This window comes from Bowmanella dokdonensis (assembly GCF_017254865.1).
Taxonomy (GTDB): Bacteria; Pseudomonadota; Gammaproteobacteria; order Enterobacterales; family Alteromonadaceae; genus Bowmanella; species Bowmanella dokdonensis.
The window spans coordinates 66,930-90,144 of sequence record NZ_JAFKCV010000015.1; the positions used below are offsets into that span (position 1 = coordinate 66,930).

Consider the following 23,215-nt stretch of genomic DNA (forward strand, 5'->3'; position numbering starts at 1 on the left):
CCAACAAAAAAGCGGCCGCAGCCGCTTTTTTAAGTCTCAGTTTGCCATTTGCAGGGCCGGCCTAGTGGATCCAATGATGACGCTGGGCCTTATCCTGCAGTTCCTGGCGGGTCTGCTCTGGCATGCTGCGGATATTCTGCTGCTCGAAGAAGAACGGGGCGCGTTTTTCCTTGCTGCCCAGCTCGTTCATGGTGCTGGCATCGAAGATGCGACCGTTTTGCACCGTGTAGGTCACATACTCGGAGCGATGCAGATCACTTAGCACATCGCCGTCGATGACCACCATATCGGCCAGTTTGCCCGCTTCCAGGCTGCCGATATGCTTATCCATGCCAAGGTGACGGGCCCCGTCGATGGTGGCGCCACGCAGCGCTTCCCAGGGCGTAAAGCCCCCCTGTTGCATAATCCACATCTCCCAGTGGGCGGCAAGGCCTGGACGCTGGCCGTGGGCACCGATATGCACGCTCACCCCCTCGTCACGCAGCTTTTTGGCATACGCGGCCACATCGAAATGATGGTACTGCTCATCCGGGGCGGTCTGACGGCGGATGGCGCGGCTGTCGAGCTCATAATGGGGGGTATAACGTAAAAGGCGTTCGTTTTTCCACACCTCGGTCCTGTCGTACCAATACTCCTCCCCCATCAGGGTACCCATGGTCACCACAAAGGTGGGGGTATAACCGTATTCAGAGGCCGCCCACAACTGGGTCACATCCGAGTAGGCATGGGACAAGGGGATGGAGTGCTCCAATCCGGTGTGGCCGTCCACCAGCATGGTCATATCCAGTTGGAAGCGCCCTGCCCCTTCCGGCACCACCATAATGCCCAGATCCTGACCGGCCTTGATGATCTGCTGGCGCACATCACGACGGGGCTGGTTGTAGGATTTCACCGAGATGGCGCCCAAATCTTTCAGCCGCTGCAGATGGAAAGTAGCATCGTCGGCGTCATCGATAATGGCTTTGTACGCCGGCCAGTTAGCCCCATACAAGATGGTGCCGGTGGAGAAAATGCGCGGTGCCAGGATCTCGCCGGCTTTTTGCATCTCGGAAGCCGAGAATATCTCGCTGGTGTCGTTAGACGGGTCATGCACTGTGGTCACCCCAAAGGCCAGATCCGCATAGTTACGCCAGTTCTGCCTTGGGATGATCTCATTGCTGCCCTGAGAGCCGTGGGCATGGGCATCCACCAGACCCGGGATCACTGTTTTGCCACTGATATCCACCACCTGTGCGCTCTTTGGAATATCCACCTCACCGCGTTTACCCACGGCCTTGATGCGGTTGCCTTCTATCAGCACCACTCCGTCTTCAATAATTTCCTGCTGATTGTCGGCGCCGCGCATGGTCACCAGGCGTCCCCCAACCAGTGCTTTGATTCCTTCAGGCTTATGGGCCTTGTGCTTAAAGGACAGATCCAGTCCTTCAGCCTCAGGCTCTGGCAGTTTGTCCGCCGCGCCCTGAATAAAGGCGAAGCTGTCTTTGAGTTCACGCTCAAAAAACAGCGGTCCGTGGTGCCAGGACAGGGCCTGGTTATCGGCCCGCCAGGTGAGGTACTCGCCGGCACGGCTGGAGACCTGGGTGACCGGTAGATTGGTCATCTTGGGCCCTACCGTCACCAGCTTGCCGGTTTCCGCATAAGGGGCGATATAGGCGTTGTACTGATAGGTAAAGGCCACCCACTGCTTGTCATGAGACAGACGGTATTCTATGACCTGATCGCCGCCATCCAGATGCTCACGCTTGTCATGGCCATTCAGATCCACACTGACCAGCTTGCGCTTGGTGGCCAGGCTGCCCGGCGTATAGTCGGTGAAATACAGTCGTTTGTCGTCACCGGCAAAATGCGGAGCAAAACCGCTGGAAGACACTTTGCTGTTGTCACCGGATTTCAGATCGGCCACATACAGACCCGGCTCCATGGAGTATTCCGGCGTCAGGATATAACCACCGCTTATCTTGCGATAGGCGACCTTGTCGCCATCCACGCTGAAACTCGGCTCAATGTAATGGCCCGGCTTGTCGGTAATCACCTTGCCTTTGCCGCCTTTGGCGGACACCACCCGAACCGTACCCAGTGTCTGGTCGTTCCAGGTGGTGTAGACAATGGATTTGCCGTCGTTGGAGAAGCGCGGGTAGTACTCGTCATGTTCATTCTGGCTGGTCAGGCGGCGTTGCTTGCCTGATTTCAGATCCTTGACGTACAACTTACCCAGGGCCTGGAAAACCATATTTTTGCCGTCCGGGGATTTCTGCGCCCAGCGGATCATTTTCACATCGAAGGTGTCCGGGGCCACATCCACCGGGAAACGCAGCGCCTTGGCGATCTGTTTTTCAGTGCTGATCTTTACCGGCACCTGAGCCAGCGCTTTACTCTTTACATCCAGCTTGTGGAATTTACCGCCACTCCAGAACAGGATCTGTTTGCCATCCGGCGTCCAGTCGAAATAGGCAAAATAGCCCTCCGAGCCAAAACCTTCCTGCATGTCCCGCTCCAGCTTGTCGGTCAGCAGAGTTTCGCGGCCGGTTTCCAGATCCAGAATAAACAGAGCGGTGTCTTCCCTTACCCGGCGTACAAATGCCAGGTACTTGCCGTCAGGTGAAGGTGTGGGCACCACGGCGCCGCCGACACCGCCCACCAGGGTGATTTCCTCCCCCGTGTCACGCTCGTAGCGTTGAATGGCGAAGATGCCCTTAAGGGGATCCCGGTTATATTCAAATACGCTGCCGCCGGTCACATCCTTGGTGTAATAGATGTATTTACCGTCTGGAGAGAAAACCGGATCGGCCTGGTTTTTCTGCTCCTGCTCGCCACCGTCTCGCTTGGCTATCTGCAGGCCGTCGCCACCGCTGTGGTGGAACTGCCAGATTTCCCCGGCCGGAATACTGCGACGGGAGACGATGCCGCGGGTAACCAGAATGTACTGGCCGTCGGGGCTCCATTTGGGCGAATGGATCAGGTCATTTTTGATTTTGGTAACCTGTTTCAGATCGCCGCCTTCCAGATCCATGGTCCAGACGTTGGTGTTGCCCCCCCTGTCTGACACAAACGCAATGCGCTTACCGTCCGGACTAAAGGCAGGATGCAGATTAAACGCCAGATCACTGGTCAGGGCTTTGGCTTCACCGCCGCCGATGGGCGCTATATAGAGATCGCCCAGGGCATCAAACACAAAATGCTTACCGTCCGGACTGATGTCCAGGCTCGACCAGGTGGTCTCGTCGGTATCTATTTTGACTGTGCTCAAATCAAAAGGCGGATTGAGCACATCCCATTTCTGTTCTTTGGCTTCGCCGTCTGACTTGGCGGCGCTCTCGGCATTATCCTGGGCCAACAGGGGAGCGCTGGTGCCCAACCCCAGGATCAGGGCCAGGGCAACGGGTTTGAGTCGGGTCATTGAGGTGCCTCTTTATGGTTATAAATACTTGGCAAAAGTGATTTTGTGCCACATAAAGCCGGGCTTGGGAATGATCGGGCAAGACTTTCTCGGCCAACCGACCGGAAACTAAGACTACCAACGCCCGGCTTGGTGGTGATCAGAATCCCGGGCTTCCACCCAGTGGTCTCCCTCTTCGGTCTGTTCCTTTTTCCAGAAGGGCGCGCGGGTCTTAAGATAATCCATAATATACTCACAGGCCTCGAAAGCCGCCTGGCGGTGTGTGCTGGACACCCCCACAAAGACGATCTGCTGACCCAGTTCAAGCCGTCCAATGCGATGAATCAGCCTTACCCGGCCCAGGGGCCAGCGGCTGCGCGCCTGCTGCACTATCTGCTCAAGGCTTTTTTTTGTCATGGCCGGATAGTGTTCCAGGGTCAGGGACAGGATCCGCTTTCCCTGATTTTGGTTTCTGACCAGGCCGGTAAAGGTGACTACCGCCCCGTCCCCCGGGTTGTCGCGGATCAGCGCCTGATACTCGGCCTGCTGATCGAAGTCCAGTTCCTGTACCGAGATATAATCTTGTCTGCCTGCCATCTTTCAGCCCCCGGTCACCGGTGGAAAAAACGCCACTTCGTCACCGCTTTTAAGCTCCCGGCTGTCTTCCTCCAGGGTCTGATTCACCGCAACCAGGGCTTTGCCCGGTTGCAGAAATTCCTGCCAGGGCTCGCCACGGGACATCAGCTCGTTTCGAAGCGCGGCCACATCATTAAAGGGGCCGGCCAGGCTTAATTCATGGCAATGCAAGACCTCTCGTAACTGCGCGAAGAACAATACCCTGATCATGGCTGTGTGCCCTGCCAGTGGCCGGTCTTGCCGCCCAACTTTTCGGTTACGCGTACCCCTTCTATGCTCATACCGGGGTCCACCGCCTTGCACATATCGAACAGAGTCAGGGCCGCCACCGACACTGCAGTCAGAGCCTCCATCTCCACCCCGGTCTGCCCGGCCAGTTTGCATAAACTGGTGATCCTGACCCGGCTTTGTTCAGGTTGGGGTTCGAACTCCACCTGCACTTTTGACAACATCAGCGGATGACACAAAGGAATCAGACTGGCAGTCTGTTTGGCCCCCTGAATGCCGGCGATGCGGGCCACGGCAAAGACATCTCCTTTGGCATGCTTGCCTTCGCTTATCATGGTAAGCGTGTCCTTCTTCATGGTGACGTAGCCTTCGGCCCGGGCCTCCCGCTGGGTCACGGCTTTCTCTGTGACATCCACCATACTGGCTTCGCCGCGCTGATTGATATGACTGAGTTGGTTGTCTGACATAAATTATCCCCTGCTCTGACAGTCTTTGCTCTGCTGCAGATGGCCGACAAAATTGCAGGGCTTGTGGCCGGCATCGAGTTGTTCCCTGATAATCCCCTGCCAGGCGGTTTTACAGGCATCGGTGGAGCCCGGCATGCAGAAAATCAGGGTACGGTTGGCCAGGCCCGCCAGGGCCCTGGATTGCAAGGTGGAGGTACCGATTTCCTGATAGGACAACTGGCGAAACAGCTCGCCAAAACCTTCCACCTGCTTATCAAGCAAAGGCGCCACGGCTTCGGGGGTGCTGTCACGACCGGAAAAGCCGGTGCCGCCGGTCACCAGCACCACTTGTACCCGCTGATCGGCAATCCAGGCGCTGAGCCTGGCGCGGATCTGGTAGATGTCGTCGCGAACAAGGGCCCGTTCGGCCAGTTGATGGCCGGACTGGATCAGGGCTTCCACCAGGTAGGCGCCCGAGGTGTCGGTCTGTTCATTGCGACTGTCGGACACCGTCAGTACGGCAATCTGCAAAGCGATGGGTTCGGTAACGGATGGTTGGGGCATGAATACTCCGGTTAGATCAATTCAACTCTGGTTGGCGACTGAAACGCTGCCAGTCACCGGGATAATTCAGATTCTCAAGCTGCTGCGGATGGTTGCAGGGCAATCCCCGGGCAGGCAGGCTGGATAATAAGCCCTGCACCGCCAGCTTGTCTTGTTGCAGCAGGTAGTCCACCGCCCTTGCCGCCTGCCCGTCCGGCAGGTACAGGGGCAGAGGCGAGGAATTAAAGTAGCAGGCCTGTTGATGCTGTTGCCCTGCCGCCACCAGCAGTTGCATCAGTTCAACCGTTAATGCCGGCATATCCACCGGAATAATCAGCCATTGGGACTGGCCTTGTGCTGCATTAAGCAGGCTATAAACTGCCCCAAGAGGACCTTTGTCCCTAAGGCTGTCCTGAATAAAACCGGGCTGGTTTCGACTGACCAGGATCTGATCACAACCGACAGATTTTAGCAGCATGACTGCCCGCTCCAGCAGACTCTGGCCGTCGAGCTCCAGCAGGGCCTTATCCTGGCCCATTCTGCTGGAGCGGCCCCCGGCCAGCACCGCCCCGAACAACATCAGCCCCCCAGCATAGCCAGGTGGCGGGTGGCGCCGGTAACGCCTTCGTCCAGCCAGTGACTGGCTTCTTTGTGGCCCAGCAGTGCCACCAGGCGCTGCTGCAGGGCCGGCACGTCGCCGGTTTGGATCAGGGGCCGCAGATCCAAGCCCTGTTCGGCAAACAGGCACAGATGCAACTTGCCCAGTGCCGATACCCGCAGGCGGTTACAGGTGGCGCAAAAATCCTTGCTGTAGGGCATGATCAAACCTATACGCCCGGCATAATCCGGATGGGAAAATTCCTGGGCGGGTCCTGCCGCCTTGTCCCTTAGCACCTGCACCCAGCCCTGTTCCAGCAGTTGCCGTTTAACCGGCGCTCCGGATACATGATTGGTCTTAAAGTAGGCTTGATTATCGCCGGTCTGCATCAGTTCGATAAATCTCAGGGTCACCGGCATCTTCTTCAGCCAGAGGAGGAAGCTGTTCAGTTGCTCATCGCTGTAGGGTTTGAGCAGTACGGCATTGACCTTGACCTTAAGGCCCAGGGCCAGGGCCTTGTCCAGGCCGGCCAGAATGGTGTCCAGCTTGTTGTGGCCGGTGATGGCATTGAACTGGCGGGGATCCAGGCTGTCCATGCTCACATTCAGCGACGTCAGCCCCGCATTAGCCCAGTCTTCCACCATCTCAGGCAGCCTATAGCCGTTGGTGGTAATGGCGATCTTGTCGATACCGGGGGTTGTTGCGCAGCGGTCGATAATCTCAGGCAAATCCCTGCGCAGTGACGGCTCCCCTCCGGTGAGGCGAATCTTGCTGGTGCCAAGACCGGCAAAGGCCTGGACCAGGGTGTCGATTTCATCCAGTTGCAGAAAGTCCCGCTCGGTGTCGCATTGGTAGCCATCCGGCAGGCAATAGTCGCAACGAAAGTTGCACACATCGGTGATGGACAGGCGCAGATAATGAAAGCGCCGTCCGTATCTGTCTTCTAGCATTGTTTACCTTTCCTTGAGCGACGATTGGTGTCGTCGCTCCGTTGGGAGGCTGGTCGATTTCTCTTGCAACCCTGGCAGATCAACCTTGGTTGTCTGCGGCCAGTGAACCCTGCCCGGCGGATAGCGGCGGGGGTAGGCACAAAGGCTCGGTAGTGTTTATTGCCGGATCCATACAGACCCGGCAAGTCGGTCACAGATTTCGCGTTCCTGGAGCATAGCCCAAAGGCAGGCTTGCAATCCATGCATGAGCAGAAAAATCCGACTGCTCTCAGTATTTTGCGCTAAGTTGCAGCCAGAACTTGCTGGTGTCGGTGGCAAACTCATCGGCCTCGTACAATGCCAGCTTGGCCAGCAACTGCACATTCGCTGCAAACTGATAACCGGCCTGGGCATCCCATTCAGAGCCATAATCCCCTTGGCCTTCTGCTGCCAGGAACTGATGGTAAATCAAGGACAGATCCACATCGCGCAACCTGGTGGACAGCTTCAGCCAGCGATCTTCGATGCCCTGTGCCGGGGTGGAGAGAAACTTATCGGCAAAGCCCTGGAATTTGTGCAACGTGGCAAGGGGCGTGATAAAGCCCTGATCCTTATCGCTGCCCAGGATCTCCAATCCTGCGGCCAGGGTAACGGCGTTGAGCTTTAACCAGCCATCCAGGGCCAGATAATCCGTACTGTAGTCTGCCGGATGCTCGCCGGCCTCCTGCTGGCGGGCATAGGCCAGATGTGCGCCCCATCCGCTTTGTTTAAACTGATAATCCAGACCCAGGGTCTGATTGCTCAGTGCCAGGGCCTGGTCAAAGTCCAGATGATGATAAAACACCTGCCATTGGTGCCCGTCACCTAACTGGTGGATCATATTCAGCAAATGCAGCTTGCCGTCCAGTTGCCCCGCCGCGCTGTCGGGCCCGAAGATGCGGTTGACCCGGCTGACATAGGCATAATCCAGATGCAGATTCTGCGCCGCCTGGTACTGAAGGCGGAAGCCGTCGAAGGTTTGCTCCTGCTGACGCCAGCCGACACTGCCGACAAAGCGCTGATTGCTGTACAAAATCCGCTGGCGTCCCAGATCCAGAGTCAGTCCCTCATTTCCCTTGTAGCGCAAAAAGGCCTGGTTCAAATCGGCACCGGCCGGGTCGGCCACCACCGGATAGTCGCCGTTGCCGTTGAGGGTGTCGTTGTAGTCCTTATCGAACAGCTCCGTCACATAATCAAATTCCAGCACGGCCCTCACGCCCTGCCAGTTGCCGCTTTTTGCTGTCAGTCGGGTGCGCAGGGTGTTGGCCAGGGCATTTTCGGGCAGATTTTCCTGATCCACCGCCTCCAGACGGTAGCGAAGTTGCAAGTCCAGGCTTCCTTCCTTCAATGCCTGGCTGAGGTCCTGACCCTGGGCAGGGCTGAGGATCAATACTGAGGCTATGGCCACGGATGCTTTTAACATGCTTTCTCCTTGAGGCTTAAGCCCTGATAGTGTTGAGTAAAGCCGGACTGACCGGGTAGCGATGCCTGATGACTTCGCCGACCAGGATCAGCGCGGGTCCGTTTAAGGATTGCTCCCTGACCCTGCTGGCAATATCGGTGAGATCGCCCAGGATCATCTGCTGATCCGCCAGGCTGACCTTTTCCACCACGGCTACCGGCATTTCCGGGTCCATGCCGTGCTGAACCAGTCGTTGGCAGATAAGCTCCAGACGATTAAGGCCCATATAGAACACCAGGGTCTCGGTCTGATTGCCCACCAGACTGGTCCAGTCTGGTTCAGATTCTGCGCTTTGCATCCTGGCGGTAATAAAGCGCACGGACTGGGCACATTCCCTGTGGGTAAGGGGAATGCCACACCATGCCGACAATCCTGAGGCGGCGGTGATGCCCGGCACAATGGCAAAGTCGATACCGGCCTGTTCCAATGCGTCACATTCCTCTGCGCTGCGGGCGAAAACAGCCGGATCGCCGCCCTTAAGCCTGGCAATGGTTCTGCCGGATTGGGCTTCTTCCACCAGTAACTGACAGATACGCTGCTGACTCAGACTGTGCTGGCCGCAACGTTTGCCCACATAGCGCTTCTCGATATGCGCAGGCAGCATGGCCAGCATCTCCTCGCTGACCAGATCATCAAAGAGCACCAGATCGGACTGCTGGATCATCCGCCAGGCCTTGAGGGTCAGAAGCTCCGCATCGCCGGGACCTGCCCCGATGAGATAGACCTTGCCGGGCGCTGAGGAGCCAGATGCCGCCTGCAGACACTGGTGTCCCCGTCTGTCGGCCAGACCGGATCTGGGCCACGCAGCCCGGAAAAATGTCGAAATCATACTGCCTCCTCCAGCAGGATGGCGGCCCGCTGGTCCAAAGAACCTTCAGACTGGCCGCCAGAAAAAGCAGGTTGAACAGGCGTCTTGAGCAGCCGGCTGAGCTCGGGCTTACAGGACCCGCAACCTGTGCCGCATTGAAGGCTGGCGCCCAGTTTACCGACGCTGTCCTGCCCGGCTGCGATGGCCTCCAGCACCTGTTTTTCATGGACCTTGAAGCAACTGCAAATCTGCCGCCCCTGGCAATAGATCTTATCCGGCTCGCCGCGCAGCCAGCCAGACTGCTGCTCAGCCGACAGAACCCCGGTATCCAGGAGGCTTTGCAGATAAGCAGTGGGCAGCGACGGCAGGCCCGACGGGCTATCGGTCAGGGCCCAGTCCAGTCTGCCCTGTTGCAGGGCCAGGCAGGCGGCTCCCCTGCCCTGACTCAATGATTCTTCGGCCGGCCAATACTGCGCCAGCAGATGCCAGTTTGGCGCCCGGCTGGCCAGCAGGTAATACAGTCCCTTATCCAGGGGGATTTTCAGCCAGTAATCGGCCAGTTCTGTCAGTTGACCGATCTGCAGGGAACGGCGGCACAACAGCAGGCCGTAATGCTGATGGTCAACCGGTTCCACCGCCACTGCAGCGTGCTTAAGCCCGGGCTGAAAGGAGTAAGGATCGCTCAGCGGCGCAAACAGGCTGCCTATCGCCCCGTGACTGGCAAACTGTCCATTCCAGTGCATGGGCGCAAACAGCTCCCCCCGGCGCACACCGGCGTCCAGTTTAACCGGCAGGATCACCTGCTGCCCCTGGCAATGCCGTGCACTCAGTGCGGCAAGCTGCCCTCCGGCGAGCCCCAGAGTTGCTGCATCCTGCGGGTGTATACGCAGCCAGGGCCGGTCTTCGTGCTGCATCAGCTCGGCTGCCTGCCCGGTGCGGGTCATGGTGTGCCACTGATCCCGTATCCGGCCGCTGTTAAGCACATAGGGGAATGCCTGGTCCGTGCGCTGCTGCGGCGGCTGATAATCCAGGGCGACAAAATTGGCCCGGCCGTCGGGGGTATAGAAGTGACCATCAGTGAAAAGGCGTTTGCTGCCCTGGCGACTCTTGGCCGACACCGGCCATTGCACCGGCGCCAGGCGGTCATACTCGCTGTGGGTCAATCCGGCCAGCGCAGAGATATCCAGCGCACGGCGACCCTGATTTTCTAATCCGGTGAGACGGGCATACTCATCGAAAATCTCCCCCGGATGGCCAAAATCAAAGCCGGAAAAGCCCATTGCCCTGGCCACGGCGCAGAGTATCTGCCAGTCGGGCATGGCCTGGCCCGGCGGTGGTAAAAACCCCCGCTGCCGGGAAATGCGCCTCTCTGAGTTGGTCACCGTGCCGTCTTTTTCTGACCAGGTGGCGGCCGGCAACTGCACATGGGCCAGGGCAAGGGTATCGTTATGGGCCACACAATCCGACACCACCACCAGCTCGCAGCGCTTAAGGGCCTGTCTGACCAGATTGCTGTCCGGCAGGCTGACCATGGGATTGGTCCCCATAATCCATAAGGCCTTGATCTTACCCTGCGCCATTTGCTGAAAGAGTTCCACGGCCGGCAGGCCGGCCTTGTGGGCCATGGTGGGAGATTGCCAATAGTCCTGCAACAGCTGTCTGTGGGCGGCGCTGTGCAGATCCAGGTGCGCCGCCAGCAGGGTGGCCAGCCCGCCCACTTCCCGCCCGCCCATGGCATTGGGCTGGCCGGTAATGGAAAAGGGTCCGCTGCCCGGTTTGCCGATCTTACCGCTGGCCAGATGGCAGTTGATAATGGCATTGACCTTGTCCGTGCCGCTGGTGGACTGGTTGACCCCCATGGAGAAAAAGCTCAGTGCAGAGGAACTGTCGGCAAACCAGCGGTAGAACAGACGCAGATCCTTTACCGGCAGGTCACAGGTGTTTGCCACCCGCTCCAGGGGCCACTCAGCCGCTTTTGCCAGCGCCCGCTCAATTCCCTGTGTATGGCCCTCAATAAAATCCCTGTCCAGCAACTCGTGGGCTGCCAGGTAGGCCAGTAGCCCATTAAACAGCACCACATCGGTACCCGGCCGGATGGCCAGATGCAGATCGGCAAGCTCCGTGGTGGCGGTTTGCCTGGGATCGATGTTGACCAGCTTGAGCGCCGGGTTGAGCTGTTTCGCCCTTTCCATACGCTGGTACAGCACCGGGTGGGTCCAGGCCGCGTTGGAGCCCACAAGGATCAGCAACTCGGTTTGTTCCAGATCCTCATAGCAACAGGGCATGGCATCGGCGCCGAAGGCCCGTTTGTAACCCGCCACCGCCGAGGACATGCACAGGCGCGAATTGGTGTCGATATTGGCGCTGCCGATGTAGCCCTTCATCAGCTTGTTAGCCACATAGTAATCTTCGGTCAGAAGCTGACCAGACACATAAAAGGCCACCGCGTCAGGCCCATGCCGGGCGATGGCGTCGCTGAAGCCGGCGGCAACCTTTTCGATTGCCTGCTGCCAACCCACTTCCTGCCCTGCAATCCGTGGTACCAGCAGGCGATGTTCTAACCTGTTGGTTTGCTGCAGTTTGCTGCCCTTGATGCACAACTTGCCGTGGTTGGCCGGATGTTCAGGGCTGCCCTGCAACGAGTCAATCATAGGTTGCCCGTCATTATTCCGGCCCAGGCTGACATCCACCCCGCAGCCCACGCCGCAATAGGGACAAGTGGTAGTACAGAGGCTTGCAGCAGATCCCATCAGCAGGCTTCCTCCAGCTCGGCAAGCTGGACATTGGCTACCTGTACAGCCCCCTCATGGAGACGGACCGGGTACACGGGCACCCGGACACTGTCATCGTCCAGGCAGCGGCCAGTCACCAGTGAGAAGCGCTGCTTGTACAACGGCGAGGCCACCACCGGCTCACCCTGAATGCTGCCGGCAATGCCACGGCTCAGTACATTGGCCTGACCTATGGGATCCCAGTTATCAATGGCGAAGAGTTTCTGCCCGCCATCCGCCAGCACCAGTTTAAACAGGGCCAGTTGCCTGCCCGTGCCCTCTTCTTCTTCCAGATAAGCGCACACACCGGAGTTATCGATTAAGTCACTGATCTTACAAAGGCTGTTCCACTGCATCTTGGCCTCCTATGCCGATTGGGTATCGTTGGTTAACTGGCGAACCGGGATGGCCTGTGAGTTGGCCAGACGGTTTTTTTCCTCCGCGGTGGCAGGACGCCACTGGCCGCGTTCCTCGACAAACTGGATATTGGCATCCGGCTTGTCCGCATTGACAAACTGGCGGAAACGTTTGAGGTTTTCTTCGCTGCTGATGGCGGTTTTCCATTCACATTGGTAGGTGCCGACCACCTTTTGCATCTGCGCTTCCAGTTCGCCGGCCAGACCCAGCGAATCCCCTATGATCACTTCTTTTAGGTAATCCAGGCCCCCATCCAGGCTTTCCAGCCACACCGAGGTTCGCTGCAGGCGATCGGCGGTGCGCACATAGAACATCAGGAAACGGTCGATGTAACGGACCAGGGTGTCGGTATCCAGATCCTGGGCAAACAGATCTGCGTGACGGGGCTTCATGCCGCCGTTGCCGCAAACATAGAGGTTCCAGCCCTTGTCGGTGGCGATGACCCCCACATCCTTACTCTGGGCTTCGGCGCATTCGCGTGTGCAGCCGGACACCGCCATCTTGATCTTGTGCGGTGAGCGCAGACCCTTGTAACGGTTTTCGATATCGATGGCGGTGCCGACGCTGTCCTGTACCCCGTAACGACACCAGGTGCTGCCGACGCAGGATTTGACTGTACGCAGGGACTTGCCATAGGCATGGCCGGTCTCAAAACCTGCATCGATGAGTTCCCGCCAGATCTCCGGTAAATGCTCGACCCGGGCACCGAACAGGTCGATACGCTGGCCGCCGGTGACCTTGGTATACAGGCGGTATTTTTTCGCCACCTGGCCGATGACAATCAGCTTGTCCGGCGTGATCTCACCGCCCGGTACCCGGGGCACCACCGAATAGGTGCCGTCTTTTTGCATATTGGCCAGGAAGGTATCGTTGGTATCCTGCAGACCCACATGGGCCCTGGCCAGCACAAACTCATTCCAGTTGGACGCCAGGATAGAGGCCACAGCCGGTTTGCAAATATCGCAGCCAAGGCCCTGACCATGCTGGTTCAGCAACTCGTCGAAGGTGCGGATCTTTTCCACCTGTACCAGATGGAACAGCTCCTGCCGACTGAAAGCAAAGTGTTCGCAGATATCTTTTTTGACCTCCACGCCACGTTTGGCCAGTTCCGTGTCCACCATGTTCTTCAAAAGCGCTGAACAGCCACCGCAACCGGTACTGGCCCTGGTACAGCTTTTCACCGCGGCCAGTTCACAGGCGCCTTCGTCAATGGCCGAGACGATATCGCCCTTGCTGACGTTATGGCAGGAACAGACCGTCGCGGTCATGGGCAGGGCATCGGCCCCAAGGCCGGGTTTTTCGCTACTGGAGGGCAGGATCAGGCTCTCCGGATATTTGGGTAGTTCAATGCCGTTTAAGGCATATTGCAGCAAAGTGTCGTAATCTGAGCTGTCGCCCACCAACACGGCCCCGAGCAGTCTTTTTTGCTTGGCATCCACGACTATTTTCTTGTAGATGCCCAGCGGCTGGTTCTGGTACTGGTAGCTCAGGGCCCCTTCCGTGCGGCCATGGGCATCACCGATACTGCCCACTTCCACACCGAGCAGCTTGAGCTTGGTGCTCATATCCGCACCGGTAAAAGACTCATCACCGGCAGCCAGATGACCGGCCGCTACCCTGGCCATCTGATAGCCTGGGGCCACCAGACCGAAGATACGTCCCTGCCACAGGGCACATTCGCCAATGGCGTAAATATCCGGATCAGAGGTCTGACAACGATCGTTAACGACGATACCGCCGCGCTCACCCACCGCCAGATCGGCCTGACGGGCCAGACTATCCTGTGGGCGGATGCCGGCGGAGAACAATACCAGGTCAGTCTCCAGCGCCTCGCCGTCTTTGAATTCCAGCCGGTACCGACTCTGGTTGCCGGCCACAATGCGCTCCGTGGCCTTACCCGTATGCACCCGCACGCCCAGCGCTTCAATCTTCTCTCGCAGGAGCTTGCCGCCGCCTTCGTCGAGTTGCACTGCCATCAGTTGCGGAGCGAACTCCACCACGTGGGCCTCAAGGCCTGCCTGTTTAAGGGCATTGGCGGCCTCCAGACCCAGCAGGCCGCCGCCGATCACCACGCCCACGCGGCTTTGCGCTGCCGAAGCCTGAATGGATTCCAGATCTTCAATGGTCCGGTACACCAGGCAGTGAGGCTGGTCGTTACCGGGAATAGGCGGTACAAAGGGATAGGAGCCGGTGGCCAGCACCAGTTTGTCATAAACCAGATGACGGCCATCGGTCAGCCAGACCTGGCGGGACTGGCGATCAATATTCTCGACCCAAGCGTTACAGAGAAAGCGGACACCCAATGATTCATAGTGCGCCTCGCTGGTCAGCATCAGATCGTCGGCCGTCTTACCGGCGAAGAACTCGGACAGATGCACCCTGTCATAGGCCAACCGTGGCTCACCGCTCAGTACCGTGATATCGGCTGCGGGACAATGCTGGCGAAGTTGCTCCACATAGTGATGCCCCACCATGCCGTTGCCCACCACCACTATCTTGATTGCGTCATTCATTATTGACTCCCGGCGCCTTTTTATTGAGGCGCGCTTTCTTCGAACCAAAAAAAACCCACAGACTCGCTCAGGAGTGCTGTGGGCTTCGTTGCCAGGCCACCCTCATGACAGCTTTGTCAAAGGGTGGCGTACAGATTGTTTGTGTGCCGTCACCGGCCTTTTTTATTGAAGGGCGGGATCTTCATCTTCCGCCCCTTGTAAGCCTACTAAAGCAAGCATGTTGCCAGCTTTAAATAATTCTTATATTTCATATAGATAGTCTTTTTCCCCACCAATTCCCAGGTCTCCTGCTACCAGCCGGAGTGCAAACCTGCACCCTAATTGTGCGACCTGGGCGCTAAGTTGCGGACAGCAGGGCCCATTGCAGCAACACCACCAGCAGCAACAGCGCGCTGATCATCTGCCACACCCGCAGCGGGTGACGCTCCAGCAGGGATTTTCCGGCCTGTCCCCTGAACAGGCTCTGGTTGGGCAGACTGATATCCTGCAATAATTCAGATAATGCCGCATGGCGTCTTGCAGGCTGGGGATGGGTGGCTTTTTGCAGGGTAAGATCCAGCCATTCGGGAATATCCGCCCTGCGGGATCTGGCGCTTTGGTATTGCCAGTGCCGATGACTGGTCTGCCACTTGAGCAGCGGCGTCTTGAAAGGCAAGTGACCGGTCAGCAGTTCGTACAGCATGACCCCTAAGGAATAGATGTCCGAGTGGATACTGCCGGGATCGCCCTGCAGGCATTCAGGAGCCAGATAATCCAGCGCGCCCACCGGGTAGCTTCCGTCCAGTGGGCTGAAGGACTCCTGCAATCCGCCTACCTGCACCGCGCCGTAATCGATCAGCTTCAGTCGTCCCCGGCTGTCGAGCATCACGTTTTCCGGCTTGAGATCCCGGTGCACCATTCCCTGGCGTTGCAGGGCCCGCACGGCCCCGACCAGTTCGGTAAAGATCGCCCTGACCTGCTGTATGGACGGCGCCGGATGATCCCGCATCCACTGGCGCAGCGTCTGGCCTTCAATGTATTCGCACAAGTGATACAAGAAGCGGCTGGCCGCAGGGCGGCCATGCATTTTCATCAGACTGGCATGGCGGACCCGTTGTCCAACCCAGGCTTCCCGGCTGAAGCCCTCCAGGTACTGGGGATCCTCAGAAAAATGACTGCTGGGCGCCTTGAGCGCCAGCGGCTCCGACCAATGGGGATGCGTGACCAGATACAGGTGGCTGCGGGGACCGGAGTACAACACCTTGCTGACCTCAAACCCATCCAGCTTAGTGCCCGGCTCCAGTACCGGCGGAATGATCAGGGCCGTCAGGCTTTTGTACACCTCATCCAGTTGCAGATAGGGTAATTGCTCCACCCTGATCAGCAGACAGGTCAGGTTATCCTGGCTGCCGGCGTTAAGCGCCTGCTCCACCAGGGTCCGGGCCGCCCCCTCCAGATCCTCACCGGCCCCTTGCAACAGGCCAGGCAGATCAGTGACCGGCAAGAACTCATGTACACCGTCTGTACTGAGTAAAAACAGATCCCCTTCTTCGAGGGGTTGTTGCAGGTAATCCACCTCCAGACGGCTGTCCAGTCCCAGCGCCCGGCTGAGCAGCGAACGCCCCCCCAATTGCCGGTGACAATGATCCCGGGTCAGTTGTTCGACCTCATGCCCTCGTAACCTGTAGATGCGACTGTCCCCCACATGCAGCAAATGGGCGGTGCGGGACTTGCAAATCAGGGCGCTGAAGGTGGTCACCAGGCCATCGCCCGGTGTCTGGCTCTGGCGGTCATGATGGTGCAGCCAGTTGTTCAGGGCGCTGAGCACTTTGCCCGCGGAGGTTTTCACCGGCCAGCTGTCCGGCGTACTGAAGTAGTCGGCAATAAAGTGGCTGACGCTCAGTTGACTGGCCAGGCCGGCGTTGTCGCTGCAACTGGCCCCATCGGCGATACAGGCCACCCAGCCTTTAAGCGCTTCCCTCTGACTGGGTTCCCGGCTGGCGGCAAAGGCATCCTGGTTGACCGGCTTGCGACCAGCACTGGAATACCCGCCGACCCGTATCCGTAATTGCACTGCGCCCTGCTCATTGACTGGCAGGTCAGCCGGTTGCTGCAGGGCCTGGTTTTGCATGCCTTAACACTCCCTGCTAGGCCCGGGACACCGAGATCAGTTCCACCGAACCGTCTTCGCGGATCTCGGCCATATGACCCTGGGGCTCATCCATAAACAGCAGGACCAGAAAGCCCAGTACCGCGGTAGCGCCGATGACCATAAAGAACACCGGATAATCCACCAGTGACAGGATGGTCAGATAGGTCACCGCCCCCACGTTGCCGTAAGCCCCTGTCATCCCGGCAATCTGGCCGGTCAGCCTGCGTTTGATCAGAGGCACCACGGCAAACACCGCTCCTTCCCCAGATTGCACAAAGAAAGAACAGAGCATGACGGCCAGCACGGCCAGATAGAGTGGCCAGGAACTGTCCACCTGGGCCATCAGGAAGTACCCCATTGCCAGGCCGGCGGTGAGCACCAGCAGCGTCGGCTTGCGACCAAATTTATCCGACAACCAGCCGCCGCCGGGACGGGACATCAGGTTCATAAAGGCATAGGCTGACGCCACCATACCCGCCAGCACCGGACTGAGTTCGAAGGTTTCGGCAAAGAATAACGGCAGCATGGAGATCACCGCCAGTTCCGAGCCGAAGGTGGCAAAATACAGCACGTTGAGCACAGCCACCTGCTTAAACTTATACCTGTGCAACTCCGGCACCGGGGTGGAGAACACCTGCTTGTTAGCCCCCCAGACATGCCACAGGTCATACAGGTAGAGTACCGCCAGCCCCACATACAAGGACCGACAAAGGGTTTCACCCAGCATATTGACACCGGCCGGCGACAGCTTCCAGGTCAGTAGTACCAACGCCCCGTAAAGGGGAAGTTTCATTATCAGTAGCAGGAAGAAGTCTGCCGGGCTGGTGACTTCCATTGCGCCATTGCCCTTAGGTTTGAAATAAGTGGCCCCTTTGGGGGTATCGGACACATTGAAATAGTAGATAAAGGCAAAGGCCAGACTCAGCAGACCTGTCAGGCCAATGGCGTAACGCCAGCCATCCTCTCCACCGAACCAAAGAGCCAGCACAGGCAGGGTAAAGGCTGCCGCGGCGGAGCCGAAATTGCCCCAACCGCCGTAAATGCCCTCGGCCGTACCCAATTCATTGGGGGGGAACCATTCACTGACCATGCGGATGCCGATGACAAAGCCCGCGCCGATAAATCCCAGCATAAAGCGGGCAATGGCCGCCTGGATAAAGGTATCGGCCAGGGCAAACATTAAGCAGGGGATGGAGCACACCAGCAATAAACCGGAGTAAACCAGCCTGGGCCCCAGTCGGTCAGTCAGCATACCGATCAACACCCTGGCCGGAATGGTCAGCGCCACGTTAAGGATCAGCAGGGTCTTGACCTGTTCCTTGTCCAGGCCGAGGCTCTGCGAGATGGCCAGCAGCATGGGCGCGTGGTTAAACCAGACCACAAAGGTGATAAAAAACACCATCCATGAGAGGTGCAGAATCTTCATCTTGCCGCTGAACGACAGCAGATTGAAAGGGGTATGGCTGCTCATCTTGTTTGCCTCATATCACTGGTTATACGTGGGAGCCCGACCCTTAGGGCCGGGCTCGTTATGGCTGGCAGGGCAATTTTTGGCCAAAAAAAACCCACGACCTCCCAAAAAGGGAAAACGTGGGCTTCGTTGCCTTGCCAGCTTTTGGCATCATTGCCAGAAACTGACGGACTAATTGTCAAGGGCGCACATGCCCTATTCCCATCCTGGGACAACCTGGTAATAAGGTTCGGCCGCTAAGCCGGAACAACTCCCTGTAGTGGTTTCCCGACCGGCCTTTGCCGGTCAGTGTGGTGGTATCTTATTATTATTAAGTGCCGGCACTGTTGTTATTGTTGTTGGCCTTCACATCTTCTTATTTCCGGCAATTCCCATTGGCGGCTACCTTCCACATCTTGCCCCTGTGTTATAGCAGGTACAGTGCCAGGTTGTATTTTACTTATTATTCAAAGAGTTACTGAATTTCACTGCTGAGCGGCCCGCTAGGAGTTAACCGCCGGAGTGCAACATCGCCCTATCCTTGTGCAAGGCATTCGACTGCGCAGGGCGGTGTAAAAAGAGGGGGAAGTGGCGTTCGACGCCCGGAATTGAAAAAAGCAACCCGCGGGTTGCTTTTTAGTCTTGGCCTGATTAACCGGAGTATTCCGGTCAGGCTATTCAGATAGCCTGAATATTCTCAGCTTGGGGGCCTTTCTGGCCGCGACCGATAGTAAACTGCACTTTCTGGCCTTCTTTGAGAGTTTTGAAACCATCACCCACAATTGAGCGGAAATGGGCAAACACATCGGCGCCACCTTGCTGCTCGATAAAACCAAAACCTTTATCTTCGTTGAACCACTTTACGGTTCCAGTCGTTGTATTAGACATAATCATATCCTGAAATTTATATATTAGGGCCTGAATAGGCGTGTATAGCTTAAAAATGGAGACTTTGATTTAAAAACTGCAGGACGAGGTAATACGAATAAAACAGCGAAATGTAGGATGTAAATGTGGAGCTTCTTTCTAGCTGCAGAGACAATACAGGGAATAATCATGCCCGTCCATTTATATTTTAATTAATTAAAAAAGGCCTCATACAGAGTCAGTAAAATGATATTTTCTGGGCTGGCTGATTCATCTAAATATTTACCGGTTTAAATCCCGATCATTTACCTGGCATGACTCCACTGCCCGGCTGGCGTGCGGATGCGTGGTCAGCCAGCAGGCTGTCGCGCATCTGGCTGTACAGATCCGGCCGGTAAACCCTGAACGCCAGCTCCTCACTGGCCTGGCCCGGCGAGATATGACCAACCCGCTCCATCTGCGCCAGCAGATTGCGGGCGTAGGCAATTTTGGGCTGGTTGCTGCCGTCATCCCCCATGGCGCAGAACCGGTTGTAGGCCGGCACCGATCTGGGACCGAGATCTTTATGCACCAAGCAGCTTCCCAACAGCGCCGGGGCCACCACATCCAGATCCGCATTCAGATACTCGCTGCGAGTGAGAATACGGGCCGCCTCGAAACGGTTGGCCACCGACTCCAGCCATTGACAGGCCTGTTGCAATGCTCCGAGCAACGCCAGGGTGGTATTGGGGTGGCGCTCCTGCCAGTCGGCGGTCAGTCCCAGCACTTTTTCCGGCGAATCCGGCCAGATGTCGCAGGAGGTCACCACCGTTACCCCCAGACCGGAGCGCACCGCTTTGGCATTCCAGGGGCCGCCCACACAATAGCCCTCGATAATGCCCTCATGCAGGGCCGCCACCATGCTGGTGGGGGGAATGACCTGAATCGCCACGTCCCGGCCAATCTGCACGCCGCCGGACTGCAGCCAGTGACAAAGCTGGTAATAATGGCAACTGTAAGGAAAGACGGTGGCAAAGCGCAAAGGTCCCTGCCCGGCCTCCCTCCGGGCCAGGGCCACCTTGCCGATCAGATCAGCCGGCAGGGGCAGCGGCGGCACAGCCGGGTCTGCATGACTGACCTGGCAGATCTGCTGGTACAGCCGCTCGGACAAAGTAATACCGTTGCCGTTAAAACTCAGCACAAAAGGGGTGATAAGCTCAGCCTTGATGCCGCCCAGGCCCAGCGAACTGGCCAGCGGCATAGGCGCCAGCATCTGCGCCGCGTCCAACATGCCGGCCTGCAGTTTGTCACGCAGGGTGGCCCAGGAGTTTTGTTTCTTCAGTTCCACCTGCAGGCCGAAGCGCTCAAACAGTCCCCTCTCCCTGGCCACCACCAACGGGGCCGCATCGGTAAGGGGCATAAAGCCAATCTGCAGGTGTGTTTTTTCCAGCTTCAACATGTCAGTTATCCAGGGTGCTTATCAGGGTAATCAGGGTTCTGGCCACGTCTTCCATACGTTGACCTGTGTCCATGGCCATTTTGCGGATGCTGTTAAAGGCCTGTTCTTCACTCATGGCTTTTTTCTGCATCAGCAGGGACTTGGCCTTGTCCACCAGACGACGGGAGTCCAGCTTGCGTTTGGTCTCGCTCAGTTCCTGTTTCAGGGACTGGTACTGATTGAAACGGGCCACTGCCGCATCCAGAATAGAGCGCACCCTGGCGCTGCTCACCTCCCCCACTACGTAGGCACTGACACCGGATTGGACCGATTGGTTGATCAGACCCGTGTCCTCCTGTTCGCAGAACATCACCACAGGTTTGGGATTGAAGTTTGACAGGGTGCTGAGGCTCTCGAGAATGTCCCGGTCCGGTGACTCGATGTCGATAACGATTATATCCGGCTTGAGCTTATCCACTTCCTTTAACAAGGAGGTGCGTGAACTCACCAGATGGGAGAGCCGATAACGGGATCGGTCAAGGGCCGAGCGAAAGGCAGACGCCCGGTCCAGATCGTCATCGATCAATAATATTTCCAGCGGTTTTTCCGCCACGGCGACATTCTCACTCATAGGCAAAGAACTGTTGGTTGTCCGTCAGTTGCTAACATCAGAGGCACTGCCCCTTGTGACTACTGCAACGACTTCAGCAACTATTGCGCCAAGGTTTATTAGTCTTTTATTTCAAATACATAGATTAGCCAGCAAGAGAAGTCAGCCTATTTGCCGGCTAAATTGCCTGCATCAGGGCAGTATTGGCACCAAAATAGTGCAGGCCAGGATGACCAAATACGAATTGAAGCAATTAATCCTTGTAAAACAGCAGTGTTCAGCGGCCCTACTATGGTATAAAGACAGGCCTGATTATTGCCTCTGTAGTTTATTCTGATGAGCCTTGCCCACGAGATCCGCCAACTGGTCAAACTGTCCTGGCCGCTGCTGATTGCCCAGGTTACCCAGACCCTGATGGGGGTGTCTGACACCATCATGGCCGGACGGGTCTCGGCCACCGATATGGCCGCAGTGGCCATTGCCGCCAGTGTGGTGATGCCCATTTTGTTTTTCCTGCAGGGCATTATTCTGGCCCTGCCGCCTATCGTGTCGCGTCTGGATGGCAGTAAAAAATGGACTGAAATCCCGGAAAAAGGCCAGCAGACCCTGTGGCTGGCCCTGATGTTCTCTGTGCCGCTGGCCCTGTGTTATCCGCTGGTGCCGGGCCTTGCCGGCCTGCTGCCCATGGATCCCGAGTTGGAACGTATCACCCTGGACTATATCCAGTATCTGCTGCTCGGCGCGCCGGCCTTTGCCGTGTATCAGGTGTTCCGCCAGTATTGTGAAGGCCTGTCGGTGACCCGCCCCTCCATGGTGATCATGGGCATTGGCCTGTTGGTGAACATTCCGGCCAACTATGTGTTTATTTACGGCAAGCTTGGGCTGCCGGCCTTTGGCGGCGCCGGCTGTGGTATCGCCACCTCCCTGGTGTTTACCGCCATGATGATCTGTACCTGGCTGTATACCCATTTTGCCCCTGCCATGCGCCGCTATCATATGTTCCAGAGATGGTACGCCCCCAGGTTCGACGAAATCGGCCAGATCCTGCGCCTGGGCGTGCCCATCGCCATGACGATTTTATTTGAGGTGTCCCTGTTTGCAGTGGTGGCCCTGCTGCTCTCCCCTTACGGTCCCATTGTGGTGGCGGCTCATCAGGTGGCCCTGAACTTCTCCTCCTTGATGTTTATGGTGCCCTTAAGCCTGGGCCTGGCGGTAGCCATCCGGGTCGGCTATCTGTTGGGTGAGGATAAGCCCCTCAATGCCCGAAAGGCGGTGCATGGGGCCTGGATGGTGGGTATCGGCTGCGCGCTCATCACTGCCAGCCTGTCCTTTTTGCTGCGCTACCAGATTGCCGGGCTGTATACGGTGGATCAGAAAGTGGTCAGCCTGGCCGCCGATCTGATGTTTCTGGCGGCGATATTTCAGTTCTCCGATGCCATTCAGGTGATCTCCGGCTGTGCCCTGCGCGGCTACAAAGACACCAAAGCCATGTTCTATATCAGCTTTGTGTCGTACTGGGGTATAGGCCTGACCACCGGCTGCATCCTGGGCCTGACCGACTGGATAGTGCCAAAAATGGCCGCCTCCGGCTTTTGGATCGGCTTTATCGTCGGCCTCACCGCCGCCGCCATCTTCCTCGGCTGGCGACTGACCTATATCCAGCGGGTACAGGAAGAACAGGTGGCGGTTTAGGCTATATGCCAAGGGTCAGTTTCAGCCCGTTATTCTGATGTTGATTCAGGAGCTTGCACAGATCATGTCATCCTGAACTTATTTCATGATCTCTTAAAGCTAATCCCTCTATGCACCTTAGCGTCGCCGCGCGAAATATCCTGACGACAGTTACCGGTGACCTTCTCCCCAGATTTAACACCATGACTTTGATGAGATTTCCAATAAACTGGAGCCAATGGAGATCTCAGAATGAAAAAACGTTATACCGAAGAACAAATCATCAAGGCCATTAAGCAGCAT

General features: G+C 57.4%; 18 protein-coding genes and 1 riboswitch. Of the genes, 1 reads left to right on the forward strand and 17 read right to left on the reverse strand.

The window, feature by feature from the left end; all coding sequences use genetic code 11:
• Positions 1 to 61: 61 nt before the first annotated feature.
• The 17 genes from J0A66_RS18655 to J0A66_RS18735 all read right to left on the reverse strand — a co-directional run bounded on the left by J0A66_RS18655 (position 62) and on the right by J0A66_RS18735 (position 21,262).
• Entirely contained in the window at positions 62 to 3,397 is a 3,336-nt protein-coding gene (locus tag J0A66_RS18655) for an amidohydrolase family protein (RefSeq protein WP_206575368.1), read from the reverse strand.
• Between the two features lie 114 nt (positions 3,398 to 3,511).
• Entirely contained in the window at positions 3,512 to 3,973 is a 462-nt protein-coding gene (moaE, locus tag J0A66_RS18660; protein WP_206575369.1) for a molybdopterin synthase catalytic subunit MoaE, read from the reverse strand.
• 3 nt (positions 3,974 to 3,976) lie between these two features.
• A complete protein-coding gene (gene moaD, locus J0A66_RS18665; RefSeq protein ID WP_206575370.1) occupies positions 3,977 to 4,222 on the reverse strand; it encodes a molybdopterin synthase sulfur carrier subunit in 246 nt (81 codons plus the stop codon).
• Positions 4,219 to 4,707: a cyclic pyranopterin monophosphate synthase MoaC gene (gene moaC / locus J0A66_RS18670; protein ID WP_206575371.1), complete on the reverse strand. Its 489-nt coding sequence runs from the start codon at positions 4,705 to 4,707 to the stop codon at positions 4,219 to 4,221. Before moaC ends, moaD begins: the two co-directional genes overlap by 4 nt.
• Positions 4,708 to 4,710: 3 nt before the next feature.
• Positions 4,711 to 5,250: a molybdenum cofactor biosynthesis protein B gene (gene moaB / locus J0A66_RS18675; RefSeq protein ID WP_206575372.1), complete on the reverse strand. Its 540-nt coding sequence runs from the start codon at positions 5,248 to 5,250 to the stop codon at positions 4,711 to 4,713.
• 16 nt (positions 5,251 to 5,266) lie between these two features.
• A complete protein-coding gene (mobA, locus tag J0A66_RS18680) occupies positions 5,267 to 5,809 on the reverse strand; it encodes a molybdenum cofactor guanylyltransferase (protein WP_206575373.1) in 543 nt (180 codons plus the stop codon).
• Entirely contained in the window at positions 5,809 to 6,777 is a 969-nt protein-coding gene (gene moaA / locus J0A66_RS18685) for a GTP 3',8-cyclase MoaA (protein WP_206575374.1), read from the reverse strand. Before moaA ends, mobA begins: the two co-directional genes overlap by 1 nt.
• A riboswitch (molybdenum cofactor riboswitch) is annotated at positions 6,766 to 6,941 on the reverse strand. It overlaps the preceding gene by 12 nt.
• Before the next feature lie 104 nt (positions 6,942 to 7,045).
• Positions 7,046 to 8,218, reverse strand: a complete 1,173-nt coding sequence (locus tag J0A66_RS18690; RefSeq protein WP_206575375.1) for an alginate export family protein — start codon at positions 8,216 to 8,218, stop codon at positions 7,046 to 7,048.
• Between the two features lie 16 nt (positions 8,219 to 8,234).
• The gene (cobA, locus tag J0A66_RS18695) at positions 8,235 to 9,086 is read right to left on the reverse strand and encodes a uroporphyrinogen-III C-methyltransferase (protein WP_206575376.1); all 852 of its coding nucleotides are present in this window, start codon (positions 9,084 to 9,086) and stop codon (positions 8,235 to 8,237) included.
• Positions 9,083 to 11,815 (reverse strand): nitrate reductase, encoded by a 2,733-nt coding sequence (locus J0A66_RS18700; protein WP_206575377.1) that lies wholly within the window; start codon positions 11,813 to 11,815, stop codon positions 9,083 to 9,085. The genes cobA and J0A66_RS18700 overlap by 4 nt, the downstream gene beginning before the upstream one ends.
• On the reverse strand, positions 11,815 to 12,192 hold the full coding sequence (gene nirD / locus J0A66_RS18705) for a nitrite reductase small subunit NirD (RefSeq protein ID WP_206575378.1): 378 nt from the start codon (positions 12,190 to 12,192) through the stop codon (positions 11,815 to 11,817). Before nirD ends, J0A66_RS18700 begins: the two co-directional genes overlap by 1 nt.
• 9 nt (positions 12,193 to 12,201) lie before the next feature.
• Positions 12,202 to 14,766, reverse strand: coding sequence for a nitrite reductase large subunit NirB (gene nirB / locus J0A66_RS18710; RefSeq protein WP_206575379.1), 2,565 nt, complete (start codon positions 14,764 to 14,766; stop codon positions 12,202 to 12,204).
• A 337-nt stretch (positions 14,767 to 15,103) separates the two neighbouring features.
• Positions 15,104 to 16,876, reverse strand: a complete 1,773-nt coding sequence (locus J0A66_RS18715) for a bifunctional protein-serine/threonine kinase/phosphatase (protein ID WP_206575380.1) — start codon at positions 16,874 to 16,876, stop codon at positions 15,104 to 15,106.
• A gap of 16 nt (positions 16,877 to 16,892) precedes the next feature.
• Entirely contained in the window at positions 16,893 to 18,368 is a 1,476-nt protein-coding gene (locus tag J0A66_RS18720) for a NarK family nitrate/nitrite MFS transporter (RefSeq protein ID WP_206575381.1), read from the reverse strand.
• 657 nt (positions 18,369 to 19,025) lie between these two features.
• Entirely contained in the window at positions 19,026 to 19,235 is a 210-nt protein-coding gene (locus J0A66_RS18725; protein WP_206575382.1) for a cold-shock protein, read from the reverse strand.
• A 280-nt stretch (positions 19,236 to 19,515) separates the two neighbouring features.
• Positions 19,516 to 20,652 (reverse strand): CmpA/NrtA family ABC transporter substrate-binding protein, encoded by a 1,137-nt coding sequence (locus J0A66_RS18730; RefSeq protein WP_206575383.1) that lies wholly within the window; start codon positions 20,650 to 20,652, stop codon positions 19,516 to 19,518.
• A gap of 1 nt (position 20,653) precedes the next feature.
• Positions 20,654 to 21,262 carry an ANTAR domain-containing response regulator gene (locus J0A66_RS18735; RefSeq protein WP_206575384.1) on the reverse strand — a complete coding sequence of 203 codons (609 nt, stop codon included), beginning with the start codon at positions 21,260 to 21,262 and terminating at the stop codon, positions 20,654 to 20,656.
• A 315-nt stretch (positions 21,263 to 21,577) separates the two neighbouring features.
• On the opposite strand from J0A66_RS18735, the gene J0A66_RS18740 reads away from it, so the two are divergent.
• Positions 21,578 to 22,933: an MATE family efflux transporter gene (locus J0A66_RS18740; RefSeq protein ID WP_206575385.1), complete on the forward strand. Its 1,356-nt coding sequence runs from the start codon at positions 21,578 to 21,580 to the stop codon at positions 22,931 to 22,933.
• The last annotated feature ends 282 nt before the right edge of the window (positions 22,934 to 23,215 follow it).

What these genes read in the sequence shown, in the direction of transcription:
- J0A66_RS18720 (WP_206575381.1), bottom strand. Translation starts at nt 18,368, where the DNA reads ATGAGCAGCCATACCCCTTTCAATCTGCTGTCGTTCAGCGGCAAGATG.
- moaD (WP_206575370.1), bottom strand. Translation starts at nt 4,222, where the DNA reads ATGATCAGGGTATTGTTCTTCGCGCAGTTACGAGAGGTCTTGCATTGC.
- moaE (WP_206575369.1), bottom strand. Translation starts at nt 3,973, where the DNA reads ATGGCAGGCAGACAAGATTATATCTCGGTACAGGAACTGGACTTCGAT.
- J0A66_RS18735 (WP_206575384.1), bottom strand. Translation starts at nt 21,262, where the DNA reads ATGAGTGAGAATGTCGCCGTGGCGGAAAAACCGCTGGAAATATTATTG.
- J0A66_RS18715 (WP_206575380.1), bottom strand. Translation starts at nt 16,876, where the DNA reads ATGCAAAACCAGGCCCTGCAGCAACCGGCTGACCTGCCAGTCAATGAG.
- J0A66_RS18700 (WP_206575377.1), bottom strand. Translation starts at nt 11,815, where the DNA reads ATGGGATCTGCTGCAAGCCTCTGTACTACCACTTGTCCCTATTGCGGC.
- nirD (WP_206575378.1), bottom strand. Translation starts at nt 12,192, where the DNA reads ATGCAGTGGAACAGCCTTTGTAAGATCAGTGACTTAATCGATAACTCC.
- J0A66_RS18740 (WP_206575385.1), top strand. Translation starts at nt 21,578, where the DNA reads ATGAGCCTTGCCCACGAGATCCGCCAACTGGTCAAACTGTCCTGGCCG.
- J0A66_RS18690 (WP_206575375.1), bottom strand. Translation starts at nt 8,218, where the DNA reads ATGTTAAAAGCATCCGTGGCCATAGCCTCAGTATTGATCCTCAGCCCT.
- J0A66_RS18725 (WP_206575382.1), bottom strand. Translation starts at nt 19,235, where the DNA reads ATGTCTAATACAACGACTGGAACCGTAAAGTGGTTCAACGAAGATAAA.
- moaA (WP_206575374.1), bottom strand. Translation starts at nt 6,777, where the DNA reads ATGCTAGAAGACAGATACGGACGGCGCTTTCATTATCTGCGCCTGTCC.
- J0A66_RS18655 (WP_206575368.1), bottom strand. Translation starts at nt 3,397, where the DNA reads ATGACCCGACTCAAACCCGTTGCCCTGGCCCTGATCCTGGGGTTGGGC.
- J0A66_RS18730 (WP_206575383.1), bottom strand. Translation starts at nt 20,652, where the DNA reads ATGTTGAAGCTGGAAAAAACACACCTGCAGATTGGCTTTATGCCCCTT.
- cobA (WP_206575376.1), bottom strand. Translation starts at nt 9,086, where the DNA reads ATGATTTCGACATTTTTCCGGGCTGCGTGGCCCAGATCCGGTCTGGCC.
- nirB (WP_206575379.1), bottom strand. Translation starts at nt 14,766, where the DNA reads ATGAATGACGCAATCAAGATAGTGGTGGTGGGCAACGGCATGGTGGGG.
- moaB (WP_206575372.1), bottom strand. Translation starts at nt 5,250, where the DNA reads ATGCCCCAACCATCCGTTACCGAACCCATCGCTTTGCAGATTGCCGTA.
- mobA (WP_206575373.1), bottom strand. Translation starts at nt 5,809, where the DNA reads ATGTTGTTCGGGGCGGTGCTGGCCGGGGGCCGCTCCAGCAGAATGGGC.
- moaC (WP_206575371.1), bottom strand. Translation starts at nt 4,707, where the DNA reads ATGTCAGACAACCAACTCAGTCATATCAATCAGCGCGGCGAAGCCAGT.